The sequence below is a fragment of the Gemmatimonadales bacterium genome (assembly GCA_041390145.1).
GTDB lineage: Bacteria > Gemmatimonadota > Gemmatimonadetes > Gemmatimonadales > GWC2-71-9 > SPDF01.
This window is the reverse complement of the sequence record JAWKQM010000008.1, coordinates 138,437-156,495: the sequence shown is the minus strand read 5'-3', so window position 1 is coordinate 156,495 and position 18,059 is coordinate 138,437. Positions and strand designations below refer to the sequence as shown.

Here is an 18,059-nt window from a genome sequence, read left to right as displayed (position 1 = left end):
GTTACTGGCCGTCGGGCGCGGGCTCGACTGGGGCGGCTTCGACTTCGGTGGACCGGCCGAAGGGCAGGTGCACCGGGCAGGCCTCGTTCGGCTCGCTGCCCGGCAGGAACCACTCGGTGGCCCGCACCGCCGTCGGGCAGTAGGGCGACGCGCGGAAGCCGGTGGTGCGGTCGATTTCGGCGCTCACGAGGCCATCGGGCTGGGGCCAGCCGCCGGGGGTGGGGCGCCGTTCGTACACCTCGGTCATCATCTGCTGCCACGCCGGCGCGGCGAGGAGACCACCCTGCGCGTTGGTCTTGATCTTCTCCGGCGCATCGAACCCGAACCAGAATCCGGTAACGAGGTCCGACGTGTAGCCGACGAACCAGACGTCGTTGCCGTCGTTGGTGGTGCCCGTCTTCCCGCCGACGGGGAAGCTGATGCCGGTCACGGCGCGGGTGCCGGTGCCGCGGCGCACCACATCCTGCAGCGCGCCGTTCATGATCCACGCAAGCGGCGGGTCCATGACCGGTTCCAGCCGGGGCTTCGGCTGCCAGAGGATGTTCCCCTGGCGATCCTCCACCCGCAGGATCCCCATCGGCGTGGCCCGCTCCCCCTGGTTGGCGAAGGCGGTGTAGGCCGCAATCAGTTCGAGCGGCTTGACCACCGCCGAGCCGAGGTGGATCGAGGGGACGGCCGGGATGGGCGAGGCCACGAGGCCGAAGCGGGTGGCCTCCGCGATGACCGCCTCCTCGCCGATTTCCATGCCGAGCTTGATGGCGATGATGTTGACCGACTTGTAGAGCGCCTGCCGGAGCGGCATCGGCCCGGCGAAGGTGTTGTCGTAGTTCTGCGGCTCCCACGGCTCCTGGATGCCCGGCATCTCCACGGTGATCGGCTCGTCCACCATCACCGTGGAGAGCGGCACGCCGGCCCGCACGCCGGCGGTGTACACGATCGGCTTGAAGGTGGAGCCGGGCTGTCGCAGCGCCTGGGTGGCGCGGTTGAACTTGCTGTCCTCGAAGTCGCGCCCACCCACCATGGCCAGGATGTAGCCGGTCTTTGCCTCGAGGGTGACCGCCAGGCCCTGCAGATAGGGCGACTGGGCGGGCCCGATCTCGTCTTCCGACTCCGCCTTCTTCTCGAGATAGGCGGCATAGGTCGGGTGCTTGTACGGGCCGTACGCCCCCGCCTCGATGGAGCTGAGTTGCGACTCGAGCGCCCGCTCCGCCGCCTGCTGCACCTCGAGATCGAGGGTGGTGTAGATCCGGAGCCCGTCGGTGTAGAGCCGGGGCCCGAACCGGGCGTCGAGCTGCTGGCGGATGTACTCGACGAAATACTCGGCCACGCCGCTGAAATCGTCGCGCGAGGAGAGCAGGAGGGGATACGCCTTCCAGCGATTCGCCTCCTCCTGCGTGATCGATCCTTGGTCGGCCAGGAGATTCAGGATCAGGTTCCGGCGCTGGATGGCGCGTGCCGGGTGACGGCGCGGGTTGTAGCGGCTCGGCGCCTTGGGCATGGCGGCAAGGGTGGCCGCCTCCGCCACGTTGAGATCGCGGGACGACTTGCCGAAGTAGCGCTGTGACGCCGCCTCGACGCCGAACGCCCGGTTGCCGAGATCGATCTGGTTGAGATAGAGCTCGAGGATCTTGTCCTTGCTGTACCGGTCCTCGATCTGCCGCGCCACCTTCGATTCCCGGATCTTCCGGTCGTACGACCGCACCCGGCGGTTCAGGTCTTCCGGGAAGAGATTGCCCGCCAGCTGCATGGTGATGGTCGAGAACCCCTCGGTGACGCCCCCCGCCAAAATGTTGGCCTTGACCGCGCCGAAGAAGCGGATCCAGTCGACGCCGTGGTGCTGGTAGAAGCGCTTGTCCTCGGTGGCGATGAAGGCGGCGACGAGCGCCGGCGACATCTCCTGCAGGCTGACGACGGTGCGCCGCTCCTTGCCGAGGTCGGTGATGAGGCGGCCGTCGGCGGCATAGACCTTGGAAGCCTGGTCAGGGTCGTAGCTGTCGAGTCCCTCGATGGAGGGACAGCGGTTACCGGAGCAGGCGCGCAGCCAGATGCCGGCGCCGAGGGCGGCCCCGAAGACCATCACGCCGAGGATGGAGAGGATGACACCCCGGCGGATTTTGGGGGTACGCCACCACCGGAGGAGGGTGTCGCGGAGGGTGGCCAGCAGGGAACGGAGCATTGAGGGAAAGTAATCGTCCCCCTAGGTTTCTCCACCATGCCCACCCTTCTCGACACCATGACCGCCCGGGGCCTCGTCCACGACGCCACCCCCGGGCTGCAGGCCCGCCTCGGTGAGGGGCCGGTCACCGCCTACATCGGGTTCGACCCGACCGCCGACTCCCTGCATGTGGGGAGCCTCCTCCCGGTCATGGGCCTGGCCTGGCTCCAGCGGTCCGGGGGACGTCCGATTGCCCTGGTCGGCGGGGGCACCGGCATGGTCGGCGATCCGAGCGGGAAGCGGGACGAGCGGCCGATTCTCTCCGTCGAGGTCCTCGACCGAAACTCCGCCGCGCTCAAGGCCCAGCTGGCCCACTTCCTCGATTTCGAGGGGCCGACCGCTGCCCGCGTCATGAACAACGCCGACTGGCTCCGGAACCTGGGGCTGATGGATTTCCTGCGCGACACCGGCAAGCACTTCACGGTCAACTACATGCTGCAGAAGGAATCGGTCCAGAGTCGGATGGAGACCGGCATCAGCTTCACGGAATTCACCTACATGCTGGTGCAGGCCTACGACTTCTGGCACCTCTTCCGCCAGGCGGGGTGCGAGCTGCAGATGGGCGGCAGCGACCAGTGGGGCAACATCACGGCGGGGATCGAGCTCATCGGGAGGCGGGAACAGGGGAGCGCCCACGGGCTCGTGATGCCACTCCTGACCACGGCGGCCGGCGCCAAGTTCGGGAAGAGCGAGGACGGAAACGTCTGGCTCGACCCGGCGCGCACCAGCCCCTACAAGTTCTACCAGTTCTGGCTCAACACCGACGACCGGGACGTGGAGCGGCTCCTCAACTTCTTCACCTTCCTCTCGGGTGACGAGATCGCCGTGGCGATGACCGAACAGGCCGCCGACCCGAGCCGCCGCTCCGCCCAGCGTCTCCTCGCGCAGGACATCACCACGCGGGTGCATGGTGCGGACACCACCGCGCGTGTCATCGCCGCGAGCGCCATCCTCTTCGGCGGTACCGACCTGCGCACCGCCGACGCCGGCGTGTTCGAGGTGCTGAGCGGCGAGATGCCGACCACCGCGCTGCCCGCCGGGATGCTCGACACCGGCCTCCCGCTGGTGGACGCGCTGGTGACCGCCGGCCTGGCCACCTCCAAGAGCGACGCGCGGCGCGGTATCCAGGGGAAGGGCTACGCCGTCAACGGCGAGAAGACCGACGACGTGGAGCGGATGCTGACCTCGGGGGACCTGCTCGCCGGCGGGTACGTGATGCTGCAGAAGGGGAAGAAGAATTACGGGCTGCTGCGGGTCGGGGAGTAGGGGTGGCGGGCTCGTAACCAATACGAAGGAATGTCGGAGGAGAATCGGAGGGTCGGAAATCTGGATTGGTGGGTGACGACGCGACCACTCGATCCGTTATCCGACCCTCCGTGGTTCTTCCGACCCTCTCTCGTTTCCCTTTTGGTGAGGCTACCAGCGAGTGGTCCGCCTCCGCGTCTTCGGTGGCTTGGCTCCCAGCAGTCCGAAAAGACCGCGCACCATCTCCCGGCCCACCGTCCGGCCCACCGTCGCCGCCAGGCTCCCCAGCAGCGCCCCCCCCAGCACCTTCGTGGTCTTTGACACTTGGCTCGGCTTGCCCGGTGCCGCCGGCGCGGCGGGGGCGGCGGGGGCCGCCGGCATCTCCGCGGTCTTCTCGATCCGGCGCGCCAGCATTTCCCGCGCGCTGTCGCGATCGATGGCCTGCCCGTACTCCGCCAGCAGGTCGGAGCTGCGGATATCGGCCTGCAATTCCTCCGGTGTCAGCGGGGCCATGCGCGATGTCGGCGGGATCAGCCGGGTGGCCACCACCGGTGTGGGCACGCCGCGCGGGTTGAGCGCGGTCACCACCGCCTCGCCGATGCCGAGGGTAGTCAGCGTCTCCTCGAGGTCGTAGAAGGTGGTCTTCGGAAAGGTGCGCACCGTGGCGCGGAGTGCCTTGTCGTCGTCGGGGGTGTGCGCGCGGAGTGCGTGCTGCACCCGGTGCCCCAGCTGCGCCAGCACATCGGAGGGCACGTCCTTCGGCGTCTGCGTCACGAAATAGACGCCGACCCCCTTGGAGCGGACCAGGCGCACCACCTGTTCCACCTGCTCCAGGAACGCCTTCGGCGCGTCGTTGAAGAGGAGGTGCGCCTCGTCGAAGAAGAAGACCAGCTTCGGCTTCGGCAGGTCGCCGGCCTCGGGGAGGTTGTGGTAGAGCTCGGCGAGCAGCCACATCATGAAGGTCGAGAAGAGCCGCGGCTTGTCCTGCACATCGGACAACTCGAGGCAGGTCACCACGCCGCGCCCGTCCGAGGTGCAGGTCAGGAGGTCCCGGACGTCGAACTCCGGCTCGCCGAAGAACGCCTCCGCCCCCTGCTCTTCCAGCTCGACCATCTTCCGGAGCAGTACCCCCACCGACGCCGAGGACATCCCGCCGTACTCCTTGAGCGCGGGCTTTCCTTCGTCGCTGTCGAGGTACTGGAGCACCGACCGGAGGTCGGCAAAGTCGAGGAGTGGCATCCCCTGGTCGTCGCAGAACTTGAACACCAGCGACAGGACGCTGGTCTGCGTCTCGTTGAGCGAGAGCACCTTGCCGAGGAGGAGAGGCCCGAACGAGCTGACGGTGGCCCGCAGTTGCACGCCCAGCTTTCCGGTCAGGCTCACGAACTCCACCGGCACACCGGCGCCCTGCCAGTCCCAGCCGATGCTGGTGGCCCGCTCCTCGATCCGCTTGTTGGTCTCGCCCGGCATGGCCAGGCCGGAGAGATCCCCCTTGAGGTCCGCCACGAACACCGGCACACCCTGCACCGAGAGCTGCTCGGCGAGCAGCTGCAGCGTCTTGCTCTTGCCGGTACCGGTGGCGCCGGCCACCAGCCCGTGACGGTTCATCATCGCCAGCGGTATGCAGACCTTAGGGGCGGGATGGACCGTGGCGCCGTCGAGTGCGGCGCCGAGCGTGACACTGGGCCCGTCAAAGCTGTAACCGGCCTGGAGTGCGTCATGGAATGAGGTCATGGGTTCTTCTCGAATTCAGGAGGCAGCGACCTGATCGTAGTTCCGAAACAACGGACGAGGGAAGGTCGGAAAAAGGCGGAGGGTCGGAAAGAATACGTTGGTGGTTGCGTTGGCACACCACAAAGGGTCATTCCGAATCTCCGGCTCTCCCCCGACCCTCCCTCGTCCACTTTTCCTTGATTGGACCCCGGCTTTCGCCAGGGTGACGTTCACACCCGGTCGAGCATCTTCGTCACCCGTTCCATCTCGTCGACGGAGTTGAACAGGTGCGGGCTCAGCCGGATGGCCCCCTCCCGCACACTGGCAATGACCCCCTGTGCGCGGATGGCCTGGTAGGCTTCTGCCGGTTCCGGCACCGCCACGCACACGATCCCCGACCCGTGCGCCCCGACCGGCGAAGTGACCTGCACGCCCTTGCGAGCCGCCCAGGCCAGCACCGGCTCCTGTACCTCGGCAATGTGCCTGGCCACGGCGGGAATGCCGGCGTCGAGCAGCAGCTGCACCGAGGTGTTGTACCCGGCAAAATCCTGGAAGGGGAGACTGATCATCTCGTAGCGCTTCGCGTCGCCGCGGAGGTGCGGGTCGTAATCGGTCAGCCGGGTGAAGTCGTCCGTGCCCTCGAACGCCATCCATCCCATCACCACCGGCTCCACCACCGGGATCAGTTTCTTCCGCACGTACACGAACCCGCTGCCCCAGGGCGAGAGGAGCCACTTCTGTCCGCCGCAGGAGAGGATGTCCACCGGGGTGGCCTGCAGGTCCACCGGCACCGCTCCCAGGCCCTGGATCGCGTCCACGACGAGGAATGTGTTGGTCTCGCGGGCGCGGCGCGAGAGGCGGTCGAGGTCCACCTTGAACCCGTTGCTGAACTGCACCAGCGACACGGCCAGCACGCGGACCTTCGGGTCGGCCATCCGCTCGACCAGGAAATCCTCGTCGGGCCACCCCTCGGCCGTGACCGGCGCCAGTTCGAGCGACACGCCGCCATCTGCCAGGCGGATCCAGGGGTAAACATTGGCCGGGAACTCCCGGTCGCTCGCGAGGACCACGTCGCCCCGTTCGAGCGGCAAGCCGCGCGCGGCGAGGTTGAGCCCGTAGCTGGTGTTGAAGGCGAGGGCGATCTCTCCGGCGGTGACGTTCAGCAGCTGGGCCGTCAGCGCCCGCGCCTGGTCGAGCTCCGAGAAGAAATCGTGGTCGTTCATCCGGTGCGGCGCGGTGCGCATCGAGCTGTATTCGTCGATGCGGCGGCGGGTGCGTTCCGGAATCGGCCCGACGGAGGCGCTGTTGAGATAGATCGCGTCGTCGAGGGCCGAGAATTCTTCGCGCCGGAGGGCGGCGAAGTCAGTGCTCATCGGGTGCTCCTACCGTTCGCTACGGAGTTTGGGGTCAAACGCCTCGCGCAATGTGTCGCCCACAAGGTTGAAGCCGAGGACGGCGAGCCCGATCGCGATGCCTGGGGCGAACGACACCCAGGGCGCCACGCGGAGGAGGTCCCGCCCGTCGGCCACCATCGACCCCCAGCTCGGTGTGGGGGGCTGGGCGCCAAGTCCCACGAATGAGAGCGCCGCCTCGGCCATGATGGCGCCGGCCATCCCGAGCGTCGCCGCCACGATCACCTGGGCGCGCACGTTGGGGAGGAGGTGCCGGAAGAGAATCCGCCGGTCGGGGGCGCCGAGGGCCCGCGCGGCGAGCACATACTCGGAGCCCTTGAGGACCAGGACCTGTCCGCGGACCAGCCGCGCCATGGCCGCCCATCCCACGACGCCGATCACCACGAAGACCACCGGCAGGGACGGATTGACCGCCGCCGCCACTGCGATGAGCAACAGGAGCGTCGGGAAGGCGAGGGTGACGTCGGCGAGGCGCATGATGAGCGCGTCCACCCGGCGGCCGTAGTATCCCGAGATCAGGCCGAGGGTGACGCCCAGCAGGCTCGCCACGACCTGGCTGATGATCCCGACGGCGAGCGAGATCCGCGCCCCGTAGATGACCCGGGTCAGCACGTCCCTGCCCTGCGTATCGGTGCCCAGGAGGTGATCGAGGCTTGGCGGAAGGAGGTAGGCGGTGGCAGGGTCCCCCGTATAGGGGCCACCCGGGGCGAGCCACTGCGCCAGGAGCGCGGCGCCGACCACCATGCCGACGAGCAGGAGCCCGAGCTGGAAGAAGCGGTCGCGGCGGAAGGGGCCGGCCAGTGGGGAAGCCATGAAGGAAGGTAAGTGAAGGGGGAAAAAGAGGTAGAGGAGTCGGGCCAACCACTCCCGGTCCTCACGTTCCTTTCTCCAAGCTCCATTGTATTCTTCCTTCATGCCTTCCTCCCCCAGCTTCAGCCTGGTCCTCGGCGGCGGCGGCCTCAAGGGGCTGGCGCACATCGGCGCATTGCAGGCCCTGGAGGAAGCGGGACTTCGGCCGAATGGCGTCGTGGGGTCGAGCATCGGTTCGCTCATCGCGGCGGCCTGGGCGGCCGGGCGCTCGGTCGAATTCATGCGGGAGCGTGCGCTGCGGCTGAAGCGGCGCGACGTCTTCCGGGTGGCCCACAGCGACATGGCGCTCAAGCGGATGCGTTCGCCCGCCGTGTACCGGCACGAGCCGCTGGACGACCTGATCCATGAGATGGTGGGCGAGAAGACCTTCGACGAGCTCACGCATCCCCTCATCGTCAACACGGTGGACATCAACTCCGGCATGCAGGTCCTCTGGGGCCTGCCGGGGCTCCGCTACGCCCGGGTGGCGGACGCGGTGTTCGCCTCCTGCGCCCTCCCCGGTATCCTGCCGCCGAGGGAAATTGCTGGACGGTGGTACGTGGATGGCGCGGTGGCCGATAACCTCCCGGTCAAGGCTGCCACCGTCTGTGGGCCGGGGCCGATCATCGGCGTCGATGTGAGCGCCTCGATGGCGCTCCGCTCGGAGATCGAGAAGACCGGCTTCGCGACGACGTACGCCCGCGGCCTAGAAATCGTGATGCAGACGATGCTGGAGCGGACGCTGCGGCTCTGGAAATCGCCGCCGCTGCTGCTGGTGCATCCGCGAGTCGAGGACTACCCGATGTTCGTCTTTGACCGCACCCAGGAACTGATGGCGGAGGGGTATCGGGCGATGCGGCAACTGATCCCCGAACTGCTGCGGCTCCTCGACACGGCGGAGGTGGGAATCTTCCCGAAGACGCCGGTCCGCATTCACGTCGACCGCACGCGCTGCATCGGCTGCGGCGCGTGCGCCCTGCGGGCGCCGGGGATCTTTCAGATGGATGGATTGGGCAAGGCGGAGGTGGTGGAGCCGCGGCAGGCGTGGTCGCCGCTCGACGGCATCTTTGTCCGGAACTGTCCGACCTGGGCCATCAGCGCCCGCCCGGTGACGGGAGAGTGGAGCGGCCCCCTGCCTATCGCGGCGGACCGCTAGTCCTCAGTCCGACGTTCCATCGCCCACAAGTGCGCGTACTTCAGGAACCCCGCGTACGCGTCCAGACCCGACTGCACCAACCCCAGGCGCCCGTCGAGCACCCCGCCCCCCAGCAGATAGGCCTTGAGGAACCTCCCGGCCGGACGAAGGCTGAGATCCGCCCAGCCGGCGCGGACGCCCCTGTCCCAGAGATCGGCCGCCCCCCACTCGGCGTAGCGGTCGAGCTTCTCGATGTGGTGACTGAGCGACCGGTATGGATGATGCAGCAGCCGCGCCTCAAGCTCCCCGACATCCGCGACCGGCTCCAGTCCCTCGTGTACCCGGCGTTCCACGTACCGCCTGTCCCGGCTGAAGAGACGCACGACCCAGTCGCGCGCCCACCCGCCGCGGGTCTGCTCGACCCCGAGATAGAAGTTGCGCCGGTGCACCCGGTAGGCGGCGTGCGCCGGCACGGCCAGCACGCGCGCGATTTCGGCGGCGAGCTCCGGGGTCACCCGCTCGTCGGCGTCCAGCGCGAGAATCCAGGGATGGTGGGCGGCGGCGATGGCGGCGTTGCGCTGGGCGGCGATGGTGGGGCCGGTCCCTTCGAGCACGGTGGCGCCGGCCGCGCGCGCCCGGGCGACCGTCTCATCGGTGGAACCGCCGTCGGCGACGATGACTTCGCCCGCGAACGCGGCGCTTGCCACGCAGGCGGCAACGTTGGCCGCCTCGTTGAGGGTGGGGATGATGACGGTCAGCGCGAGTGGTGCCGGCACATTCCCTCGGGGGGCGTCGTCGATGGAACGTTCAGACGAGACGGTAGTTCCGATACTCGAACACACGGGCCCCCGTGAGGCGCTCGATCACGTCGGAGGCGTAGAAGCGCAGGTGCTCGAGCTCGAAGTGCGGCGGCTCCACCACCCGCTCGGGATCCTTCGCGCGCTCGTCGATGTAGGATTGCGCGACCTTCGGATGAATGCCGGTGAAGGGCTTGAGGCCGGGGAACCAGGGGAGGAGCGGGCGCTTGGCTTCGCGCTCCGCCGACCAGGGATAGATGGTCCGGTTGGTGACGATCTTGGCCCGCAGCGCCGCGGCCGGCCGCGCCCACCCGTAGTGGAACATCTCGGCGTTGGTGAGCCGCGCGCGCGTCTTCCGGTTGTCGGGGCCGACCCGGAATCCCTGCGCGCCCTTGTAGGGACGGAGATCGAGGGCGGGGTCGAGCCGCAGCGCGCGAATTTCGCGGCGATACCACCGGCGGTTGGTGGCGATGGTGTCGAAGTCGCCGTAAAAGTGGAGATACTTGACCAGCAGCGCCTCGACCCGGGGATCGTCGTCCACCGCTTCCATGGTGGCGAGGAGTTCCGGCCCGCCGCGTTCGTGGAGCACCTCGTCGCCCTGGATGTAGATGCCCCAGGGGTGACTGCAGGCCCGCATGGCGCGCAGCGTTTCGTCGCTCAGCATCCAGTTCTGGCGGGAGACGTCCCAGACGCCTTCGATGATCTTGATCTTGGGGTCGTCGATCGACTTGATCAGGTCGAGCGTGCCGTCGTCCGAGGGCCCGACGTTGACGATGACCTCGTCGCAGAACGGAAGGATCGAGCGGATGCTCGCCTCGACGGGGAAGTCGTGGCTGATGGCGTTCTTGATGATCGTGAAGCCGGAGACCTTGACCATGGATCGCACCTGACACCGTTGCGAGGAGTGGGCAATTTACCCCGGCCACCGGGTGAATTCCACCGCGTCAGGCGCGGTGGGGCGTGGCCCGGACCACGTCGAGCAGTTCCTTGAGCCGGTGCATGTAGGTGTGGTCGGCCAGCAGCCGTGCCCGCCCGGCCTGCGCCACCGTCTCGGCGGCCGCCGGGTCCTGGAGCGCCGCCTCGACCAGCCCTCGCATCTCCTCCACGGAGTGGTACACCAGCAGTTCCCGCCGGTCGACGAAGTGCCGCTCCAGGTCTCCCCGAAAATCCACCACCTGCGGCACGCCGATCGCCGCCACCTCGAAGGTCCGCTGGTTGACGCCCCGCTCGGTGACGGCCGGCTCGGCATCCGCCGAGCGGTGGATATTGACCGCCACCGACGCGCCGGCATAGGCGCGGACGAAATTCTCGGTGTCGAGTTGCTCACCGCGGCAGTAGTCGCGCAGCGACGTCCGCCGCCATCCCGGTCCCCAGAGCGCGAGCCCGAATTCCACCAGTTCGCCGAGGAGGCGCTCCCGTCTCGGCGTGGCCGTCCCGGCAAAGACGACGTTGGCGCGGTACTGGTCGCGCGAGCGCATCGGCTTGTACACCGACGGATCGGCGGCGAGCGGCAGGTAGTGCACCGGCCGGTCGATGGTACTGGCGAGCGCCTCGGCCACGTCGGTGCCGGCCGCGAAGACCATGTCGTACGCCGGCAGGGCGTGTTGCACAATGGCCAGGCCATGGAGGTCGTCGGGCACCCAGTTGACCCAGGTCCCGGGATGGTCGCGCCGGAGGTTGGTCACCGCCTGCGCCGAAAGCGCCTCCCCCCGCACGACGAGCACGATATCTGGCGCGACGACTTCGAGCTCTCGGTCGAGCCGGCTGACGAGATCCCCGCCGCGCAAACGGGACAGGAGACCGGGCCGCGCATTGATATCGAACCGGGTGACCGTCTGTCCATGCCGCTCCAGCGCCCGTTCCCGCTGCGCCGAGTGGGCGTTGAGGGCGTCGTCGTACGCGGCCACCACCAGGACCCGGGTCATGACGCCGGCTCCGGATCCCGGAACTGCATGTCGTGCAGCCGCCGATAGAGACCGTTGTGCTCGATCAGCTGCGCGTGCGTGCCATGCTCCACCACGTGACCCGCCTCGAGCACCAGGATCTGGTCGGCGTGCCGCACCGTGGCCAGCCGGTGCGCGATGACCATCACGGTCCGGTCCTTCATCAGCCGCTCGATGGCCTCCTGCACCAGCCGTTCCGATTCGGTGTCGAGCGCGCTGGTGGCCTCGTCAAGGATCAGGATCGGCGGGTCGCGGAGCAGCGCCCGCGCAATGCTGATTCGCTGCCGCTGCCCGCCGGAGAGCCGGGTGCCCCGCTCCCCGAGGACGGTGTCGTAGCCGTTCGGCAGGGCGGCGATGAACTCGGCGGCATTGGCCGCCCGGGCCGCCGCCTCCACCTGCGCCGCGGTGGCCTTGGGCGACCCGAAGGCGATGTTGGCGCGCACGGTGTCGTTCAGCAGGACGGTGTCCTGGCTGACCACGCCAAGGCTGGCGCGAAGGGAGCCGCGCTTGATGGTGTCGAGGGGGATCCCGTCGAGGTAGATCTGCCCGCTCACCGGCTCGTTGAAGCGCGGCAGCAGGTCCACCAGCGTCGTCTTACCGGCGCCGGAGGGACCGACGATGGCCAGGACCTGCCCCTTCGGCAGGCGGAACGAGATTTCCGTCAGCACGGGGGTGTCGGTGCCGTAGCGGAACGACACCCGGTCGAAGACGATGTCGCGGTCGAACTGCAGCGGCACGCTGCCGGGGGCGTCGACGTCGGAGACCGGCTCGTCGAGCAGCGCGTACACCCGCTCGGCGCTCGCCATCGCGATGGCCATGCTCGCCGGGTACTGCGAAATCGCCTTGATGGGCGACGTCAGCTGCAGCGCGGCCACCAGGAAGGCGATGGCCGCCTCCGGCGTCAGCGGCACGCCGCCCACCAGCCCCGGCTGCGTCGCCGCGGCGATGATGAGGATGATCAGCAACCCGCCGAAGATTTCGCTCATCGGCCCGGTCAGCGACGAATACCGCTGGGTCCGGATGACCTTCTTCCGGTACCGGGTGAGCTGGTCTGTGAGCTTGCCGAGCTGGCGCGACTCCTCGCCGTATGCCCGGATCAGCTTGACCGCCCCGACCTGCTCGGCGACCATCGCGAAGATGCCGGCGCGGTCCTGCGTCCGGTCGCGGGCGTGGCGCCGGAGGCGCACCAGCACGAACTGCAGGCCGAGCACCAGGATCGGGGCGGTGGAGAGCGTGAGGATGGTGAGCCGGCCGCTGATCTGGCTCATCAGGACGAGGATGGTGACAATCCGCACGACGCTCTGGAAGAGCCGCACCACCGCGGCGGTCACCACTTCCTTGAGCTGTTCCACTTCCGTGGTGAGGGTCGAGAGAATGTGTCCCTGGCGGGTGCGCTGGAAGTACCCGAGGTCGAGCTTGAGGAGGTGCGCAAAGATCTCGGAGCGCAGGTCGCGGACCAGCCCCTCCTGCACCGCGACCTGCAGTTGCGTGGTGCTGTAGGTCATCAGGTTCCGCAGCACCAACCCCAGCACCAGCACGCCGAGGAGCCGCGCGACCGCCACGTTGGTCGGGACTCCGGCGATGAGCGGGTCGAGCAGCCACTCGGTAAACCGGGTCAGCGCCTGCGACCCCGAAGCCCCGAACTGACCGGTGGTGCCGAACAGCAGCCGCAGCAGCGGGATGAGGACCACGATCGTCGTACCGTCGAGGAGCGACGCCAGCACCGACGTGACCATCGACAGGATGAACGGCGCACGATAGGGCTTCACCTGCCGGAGCAGGCGGAGTTCAGTCCGCACGCCTACGACCGCCGCGGGGTCAACAGCGTGATCGGCAGGACGACCTCTTCGGGCGACACGCCGCCGTGCAGGAAGGCGCCGCGATACCGCGCCTGGTATTCACGGAGCTTGGTCGGGTAGACGAAGAACCGGTCGCCGGTGGCGAGCAGGAGCCGGGTGCCCGGCGTCCGCGCCGGCAGCCCGAACCGCTCCAGGTCGTTGACCACCAGCGCGGCGTCGTCATCCTCGGCGCGGAGATCCTCGCCGAACTTGTACCGAAGGTGGCTGGTGGTGTCGCGCCGGGCGAAGACAGTGGCCGGTGTGTGGCAGTGAATGGACCCGTGGTCGGTGGTCAGCAGCACCGGCACGTTGCGGCGCTCCGCTTCGCGCAGCGCATCCCACAGCGGGGAACGCTCGAACCAGGTGCGGGTGAGGTTGCGGAGCGCCTGGGTGTCGCGCGCCACCTCGAAGAGGGTCGAGTTCTCGGTACGGCCGTGGGTGAGCTGGTCGATGAAATTGAAGACCAGCGCCGTCACCCCGTCCTGCGAGAGATGCGCCGGCAGGCGGCGAAGGAGCCCCTCGCCGTCGGCGGCTGTGAAGACCTTCTCATAGCGCACCGGCACCGCGCGGCCGGTGAGCTGGAGAAGGTGCTCCTCGAGCAACTCCGCCTCGTGCGCGTTGAGTCCCGCCTCCTCCTCCGTCTTCCACCACTCCGGGTGCCGCGCGGCGAGCTCGTTCGGGAAGAGTCCGCTGAAGATGGCGTTTCGGGCGTAAGGCGTGGCCGTGGGCAGGATCGAGAAGTAGTGCGCTGTCTCGATGTCGAACCGCGTGGCCACCAGCGGGCGGATCATGGCCCACTGGTCGAGCCGGAGGCAGTCCACCACGACGAGCAGCGCCTTGCCGTGCGCGTCGAGGGTGGGGCGCACGAACTCCGCGATGATGTCCACCGACAGGGCTGGACGATCCTCCTCCGAGCCGTCGAGCCAGGCGCCGTAGTGCTTGCCGAGGAACTTGGCGAAATCGGCGCGCAGGGAGTCCTGCAGCGTCCGGAGCGCGTCCTGCAGCCCCGGTTCGTCGGCCCGGCCGAGCTTGACCTCCCACTCGGCAAGTTCGACGATCAGCTCGATCCATTCCCGCCACGCCATCCCCTCCCCGCGCCGGGTGTCGAGCTCCCGGAAGCGGGTGGCGAAGTCGCGAGAGAGTCGCTGCTGGCGGATCCGGTCGCCCTCGAGGAGGCGGGTGACCACCGAAAGGATCTGCCGCGGATTGACGGGCTTGATGAGGTAGTCGCTGATTTCGGCGCCGATGGCGTCCTTGAGCGTGTCCTGCTCCTCGCTCTTGGTCACCATCACCACCGGCATCGATTGATCGACGGCGCGAATGGCCTGGAAAATCTCGAGCCCGCGGCGACCCGGCATCTGTTCGTCGAGGAGGACCACGCCGTAGGGCTGGCGCTGGAGCATGACGAGGGCGTCGTCGCCATGGGGCGACTTGTCCACCGTAAACCCGTGTTCTTCGAGAAAGAGAATGTGCGACGTGAGGCTCTCAACCTCATCGTCTACCCACAGGATGCTCTTCGGTCGTGGCATGCACCAAACCTAATCGCCGCTCGCGGCGGGGCACAACGCGCTGGCGGCCTCCGGCGGCGGGGCCTACATTCCCGCCGTGCCTCACTCCGGTCCCGCCACCGCGCCGCGCATCCTCCTGGTGCGCTTCAGTTCCATCGGCGACATCCTCCTGACGACGCCGTTGATCCGCGCCCTCCGGGCGCGCCACCCCGGCGCCCGGATCGACGCGCTCACCAAGGCACGTTTCGTCCCGCTGCTCGCCGACAACCCCCATCTGGATGCGGTCCTGGCCCCCGCCGACGGGGAATCGATGCCGGCGTTGGCCGCTCGCCTCCGCGCCGGGAACTACACCCATCGCCTCGACCTGCACGGGAGCCTGCGGAGCCGCCAGCTGCGCCTGCTCCTCCCAGGGCGGTGGCGCGGGTACCGAAAGCACCGGGTGGCCCGGGGGGTGCTGGTGCTGACCCACCGGAATTTCTACCCGTCCGGGAGCCCACCGGTGCCGGAACGGTATTTCGAGGCCGCCGCGGGGCTCGACGTCCGTCCCGATGGCGGGCCGCCGGAGTTCGGGCTCTCCGCCGCGGCGTTCGCCGAAGCGGATGCCTACCTGGCCCAGATGGATACGGCGCCGGGGAGACCGTTGGTCGCCCTTGCCCCGGGAGCGGCCCACATGACAAAACGGTGGCCTGTGGAACACTGGCAAGCGCTGGCGCGGGCGCTGGGGGCGGAGGGGAAGCGGATGGTCGTCCTGGGAGGCCCGGAAGACGTCACCGCCGCGGAGGAGGTTGCCAGAGTGACCCCGGCCGCGGTGTCAGCCGCTGGGAAGTTCGGACTTCAGGGCACCGGCGCCCTCCTCGCCCGGGCCTCGGCCCTCGTATCGGGAGACACGGGGGTGATGCACATGGCCACGGGGGTCGGCACACCGGTCGTGGCGCTCTTCGGCCCGACGGTCGAGGCCTTCGGCTTCTTCCCGTACCGGGCCACCGCCACCGTGCTCCAGCGCGATCTCCCCTGCCGACCCTGCAGCCGGATGGGGGGGCCCTCCTGCCCGCTGGGCCATCACGCCTGCCTCCGCGACATCGGCCCCGATGTGGTAGCCACCGCGCTCGGCGCTCTGGAGGAGAGATGAGCGACGAGGCGGCGCTGGCCCGCCCCTGGGAGCCGGCAGCGGTGGCGCTCGCCGATCTGCTCTCGAGAACTTCCCGCGGCTCGAAACGCGACGGCGTCTTCGCGCTCTGGCTCACGGTGCGGGTGGCGCTCGACCTCAGCCTCACCCCTCCCCTGCCCGACCGCGCCCGAAGGCGCCGGACCGGCGCTCTCGAGCGACGTCTGGCGAGCCTGACCGTTCCCGCGCCGCTCCGGCGCGCACTCACCGCCGCCCTGGCCCAGCTCCAGGCCGGCGATCCGCCAGCCGCGGCGCTCGCCCTGACCCAGCTCGTGGCGCCAGTACGCGACACCCTCGGTGCCGAAGCGGGCGATGCGATTGCGCTCGCAGCCCGGGTGGCGCGAAGTTCCGTCCCATGAAGGCCATCATCACCGCCGCGGGGCAGAGCAGCCGCCTCTGGGAAACGACCGGCCGGGAGCCGAAGACGCTGCTCCCCTTCGGCGATGGTTCGATCCTGTCCGCCATCCTGGGGAACTTCGCGCAGATCGGGATTCGCGAGTTCCTGATCGTGACCGGCTACCGGGGAGACCTCATCCGCCAGCACCTCGGCGATCACGCCAGTTTCGGGATGTCGGTGGACCTCCTCGACAACCCGGAGTGGCACCGCGGGAATGGCCTCTCGGTGCTGAAGGCGCTGGCCCACCTGGCACCGGAAGAACCGGTCATCCTCTCGATGGCCGACCACGTGGTGAGCCCCGCCGCCCTCGCCGCCGTGCGCGATGGCCCCGTCGGCATGAATCTCCTGCTGGTGGACCCCCGCATCGACGAGTGCTTCGACCTGCCGGACGCCACCAAGGTACGGCGCGAGGGCGACCGGATTGCGGACATCGGCAAGGACCTTACCAGCTACGATGTCCTCGATTGCGGCGTGTTCCGGCTGAACCAGCAATTCCGCTCGGCGCTCGAGTCCGCCGTGGCCCAGGGTCGGGAGGGGATCTCCGACGGGGTCCGTGAGCTGGTCCGCGGGCCCGGATTCGGTACGGTCCTGCTGCCGGCCGGTGCCGCCTGGCTCGACATCGATACGCCCGAGAGCTACCAGCACGCCCTGACCCGGCGCGCCACCTTCGCCTGAGGAGCGGCGCCCCATGCCCCGGATCCGCCTGCTGTTCAAGATCGGCTTCGTCTATCACAAGGCGGCGTTCGATCCGGTCATCGAGCAGTTCCTCTCCGACGAACGCTATGATGTCTTCTTCGCGCTCGACGAAGAGCGGATCCGCCGCTGGGGGATCTTCAACGTCCCGTACCGCCCCCCGATCGTGGACCAGTGGGTGCGCGACGGGTACCGCTTCACCACCGAGAAGCGCGGCTTCGACGTGGTCATTGCCGGCGACACCATCCGCGACGCCGCCGCCTACGGCCGCACCCTCCTCTGCTTCCTGAACCACGGCACCGGCATCAAGACCATCCTCTACCGGAACCTCGCCCAGCACCGCGACACCCGGTACCAGATCTACGTGGAGGGGCCGTACCGGGAGGAAAAGATCCTCGAGTCGGGCCAGTTGGGCCGCAGCGAGGTGCGTGTCGTGGGGCTTCCCAAGCTGGACGGGATATTCCAGGGGCGGTACGACGACCGCGCGGGGTTCCTGTCGGCCCGGGGGCTCGATCCGTCGAAGCCGACGGTCCTCTTTGCCCCGACCTACAAGCCCACCTGCCTCTACGATGTGAAGGACGCCATCTTCGAGGCCACCGAGGGCCGCTGCAACCTCGTGGTCAAGCTCCATCACTACAGCTGGATGGGGAAATACGCGCCGCACGAGCAGCATCGCATCTTCGAGCGCCGGGTGCGCAAGTACCCCCACGCTCTGCTGGTGCCGATGGAGGAGTACAACATCGTGCCCTGGATGGCCGCGGCCGACACCCTCCTGAGCGAGGCCTCGAGCACGGTGTTCGACTTCCTGGCCCTGGGCAAGACCGGCATCATCTACGACCTGCCCAGCGACCGCCTGAAGCACAGCGACGGCATGCCCCTGCTCGGGGAGGACAACCGCGCGTTCCTGAAGGATGCCTTCGTCCATGTGGGGCGCCCCGGCGATCTCGGCGACGCAATTACCCGCGCGCTGGCGCCGACCGACGCGATGCGCGCGGCCCAGAACCGGGAACGCGACCACCTCTTCTACAAGCTGGACGGACAGGCCGCTGCGCGGATGAAGGCGTCGATCGAGGAACTGCTCGAGGAGGGGGGGCACGAAAACGCCCCGGACGAGCCGGGGCGTGGGGAAGCGGCCAGCACGGCCTGAGC

General features: G+C 68.7%; 15 protein-coding genes. 6 read left to right on the top strand and 9 right to left on the bottom strand.

Annotated features, from left to right (window positions below; all coding sequences use genetic code 11):
• Position 1: 1 nt before the first annotated feature.
• Positions 2 to 2,176 (bottom strand): PBP1A family penicillin-binding protein, encoded by a 2,175-nt coding sequence (locus tag R2910_09050; protein ID MEZ4413116.1) that lies wholly within the window; start codon positions 2,174 to 2,176, stop codon positions 2 to 4.
• Between the two features lie 36 nt (positions 2,177 to 2,212).
• On the opposite strand from R2910_09050, the gene tyrS reads away from it, so the two are divergent.
• On the top strand, positions 2,213 to 3,481 hold the full coding sequence (gene tyrS / locus R2910_09045; protein ID MEZ4413115.1) for a tyrosine--tRNA ligase: 1,269 nt from the start codon (positions 2,213 to 2,215) through the stop codon (positions 3,479 to 3,481).
• Between the two features lie 150 nt (positions 3,482 to 3,631).
• On the opposite strand, the gene R2910_09040 is transcribed toward tyrS, so the two are convergent.
• The 3 genes from R2910_09040 to R2910_09030 all read right to left on the bottom strand — a co-directional run bounded on the left by R2910_09040 (position 3,632) and on the right by R2910_09030 (position 7,398).
• Complete coding sequence (locus tag R2910_09040) at positions 3,632 to 5,194, bottom strand: helicase HerA-like domain-containing protein (GenBank protein MEZ4413114.1); 1,563 nt, start codon at positions 5,192 to 5,194, stop codon at positions 3,632 to 3,634.
• Positions 5,195 to 5,403: 209 nt separating this feature from the next.
• A complete protein-coding gene (locus tag R2910_09035; GenBank protein MEZ4413113.1) occupies positions 5,404 to 6,546 on the bottom strand; it encodes an aminotransferase class V-fold PLP-dependent enzyme in 1,143 nt (380 codons plus the stop codon).
• A 9-nt stretch (positions 6,547 to 6,555) separates the two neighbouring features.
• The gene (locus R2910_09030) at positions 6,556 to 7,398 is read right to left on the bottom strand and encodes an ABC transporter permease (GenBank protein ID MEZ4413112.1); all 843 of its coding nucleotides are present in this window, start codon (positions 7,396 to 7,398) and stop codon (positions 6,556 to 6,558) included.
• Positions 7,399 to 7,498: 100 nt separating this feature from the next.
• On the opposite strand from R2910_09030, the gene R2910_09025 reads away from it, so the two are divergent.
• Entirely contained in the window at positions 7,499 to 8,590 is a 1,092-nt protein-coding gene (locus tag R2910_09025; protein MEZ4413111.1) for a patatin-like phospholipase family protein, read from the top strand.
• On the opposite strand, the gene R2910_09020 is transcribed toward R2910_09025, so the two are convergent.
• From R2910_09020 to R2910_09000, 5 genes are all read right to left on the bottom strand, one after another.
• Entirely contained in the window at positions 8,587 to 9,345 is a 759-nt protein-coding gene (locus R2910_09020) for a glycosyltransferase (protein ID MEZ4413110.1), read from the bottom strand. The two genes, R2910_09025 and R2910_09020, sit on opposite strands and share 4 nt — an antisense overlap.
• Positions 9,346 to 9,376: 31 nt before the next feature.
• Positions 9,377 to 10,243, bottom strand: coding sequence for a hypothetical protein (locus tag R2910_09015; GenBank protein ID MEZ4413109.1), 867 nt, complete (start codon positions 10,241 to 10,243; stop codon positions 9,377 to 9,379).
• A 67-nt stretch (positions 10,244 to 10,310) separates the two neighbouring features.
• Entirely contained in the window at positions 10,311 to 11,291 is a 981-nt protein-coding gene (locus R2910_09010) for a glycosyltransferase (GenBank protein ID MEZ4413108.1), read from the bottom strand.
• Complete coding sequence (locus tag R2910_09005; GenBank protein MEZ4413107.1) at positions 11,288 to 13,108, bottom strand: ABC transporter ATP-binding protein; 1,821 nt, start codon at positions 13,106 to 13,108, stop codon at positions 11,288 to 11,290. The genes R2910_09010 and R2910_09005 overlap by 4 nt, the downstream gene beginning before the upstream one ends.
• A 2-nt stretch (positions 13,109 to 13,110) precedes the next feature.
• Entirely contained in the window at positions 13,111 to 14,676 is a 1,566-nt protein-coding gene (locus tag R2910_09000; protein MEZ4413106.1) for a response regulator, read from the bottom strand.
• Positions 14,677 to 14,752: 76 nt separating this feature from the next.
• Between R2910_09000 and waaF the strand changes: the two genes are divergently transcribed.
• The 4 genes from waaF to R2910_08980 are packed head-to-tail and all read left to right on the top strand — an operon-like array spanning position 14,753 to position 18,057.
• Entirely contained in the window at positions 14,753 to 15,784 is a 1,032-nt protein-coding gene (gene waaF / locus R2910_08995) for a lipopolysaccharide heptosyltransferase II (protein ID MEZ4413105.1), read from the top strand.
• Positions 15,781 to 16,179: a hypothetical protein gene (locus tag R2910_08990; GenBank protein MEZ4413104.1), complete on the top strand. Its 399-nt coding sequence runs from the start codon at positions 15,781 to 15,783 to the stop codon at positions 16,177 to 16,179. Before waaF ends, R2910_08990 begins: the two co-directional genes overlap by 4 nt.
• Entirely contained in the window at positions 16,176 to 16,892 is a 717-nt protein-coding gene (locus tag R2910_08985) for an NTP transferase domain-containing protein (protein ID MEZ4413103.1), read from the top strand. Before R2910_08990 ends, R2910_08985 begins: the two co-directional genes overlap by 4 nt.
• 13 nt (positions 16,893 to 16,905) lie before the next feature.
• Positions 16,906 to 18,057: a CDP-glycerol glycerophosphotransferase family protein gene (locus R2910_08980; protein MEZ4413102.1), complete on the top strand. Its 1,152-nt coding sequence runs from the start codon at positions 16,906 to 16,908 to the stop codon at positions 18,055 to 18,057.
• Positions 18,058 to 18,059 lie beyond the last annotated feature (2 nt).

Bases quoted from the DNA above. Each gene is read 5' to 3' on its own strand.
- R2910_09000 (MEZ4413106.1), bottom strand. From the start codon at position 14,676: ATGCCACGACCGAAGAGCATCCTGTGGGTAGACGATGAGGTTGAGAGC.
- tyrS (MEZ4413115.1), top strand. From the start codon at position 2,213: ATGCCCACCCTTCTCGACACCATGACCGCCCGGGGCCTCGTCCACGAC.
- R2910_09035 (MEZ4413113.1), bottom strand. From the start codon at position 6,546: ATGAGCACTGACTTCGCCGCCCTCCGGCGCGAAGAATTCTCGGCCCTC.
- R2910_08980 (MEZ4413102.1), top strand. From the start codon at position 16,906: ATGCCCCGGATCCGCCTGCTGTTCAAGATCGGCTTCGTCTATCACAAG.
- R2910_09040 (MEZ4413114.1), bottom strand. From the start codon at position 5,194: ATGACCTCATTCCATGACGCACTCCAGGCCGGTTACAGCTTTGACGGG.
- R2910_08985 (MEZ4413103.1), top strand. From the start codon at position 16,176: ATGAAGGCCATCATCACCGCCGCGGGGCAGAGCAGCCGCCTCTGGGAA.
- R2910_09030 (MEZ4413112.1), bottom strand. From the start codon at position 7,398: ATGGCTTCCCCACTGGCCGGCCCCTTCCGCCGCGACCGCTTCTTCCAG.
- R2910_09015 (MEZ4413109.1), bottom strand. From the start codon at position 10,243: ATGGTCAAGGTCTCCGGCTTCACGATCATCAAGAACGCCATCAGCCAC.
- R2910_09010 (MEZ4413108.1), bottom strand. From the start codon at position 11,291: ATGACCCGGGTCCTGGTGGTGGCCGCGTACGACGACGCCCTCAACGCC.
- R2910_09025 (MEZ4413111.1), top strand. From the start codon at position 7,499: ATGCCTTCCTCCCCCAGCTTCAGCCTGGTCCTCGGCGGCGGCGGCCTC.
- R2910_08990 (MEZ4413104.1), top strand. From the start codon at position 15,781: ATGAGCGACGAGGCGGCGCTGGCCCGCCCCTGGGAGCCGGCAGCGGTG.
- R2910_09050 (MEZ4413116.1), bottom strand. From the start codon at position 2,176: ATGCTCCGTTCCCTGCTGGCCACCCTCCGCGACACCCTCCTCCGGTGG.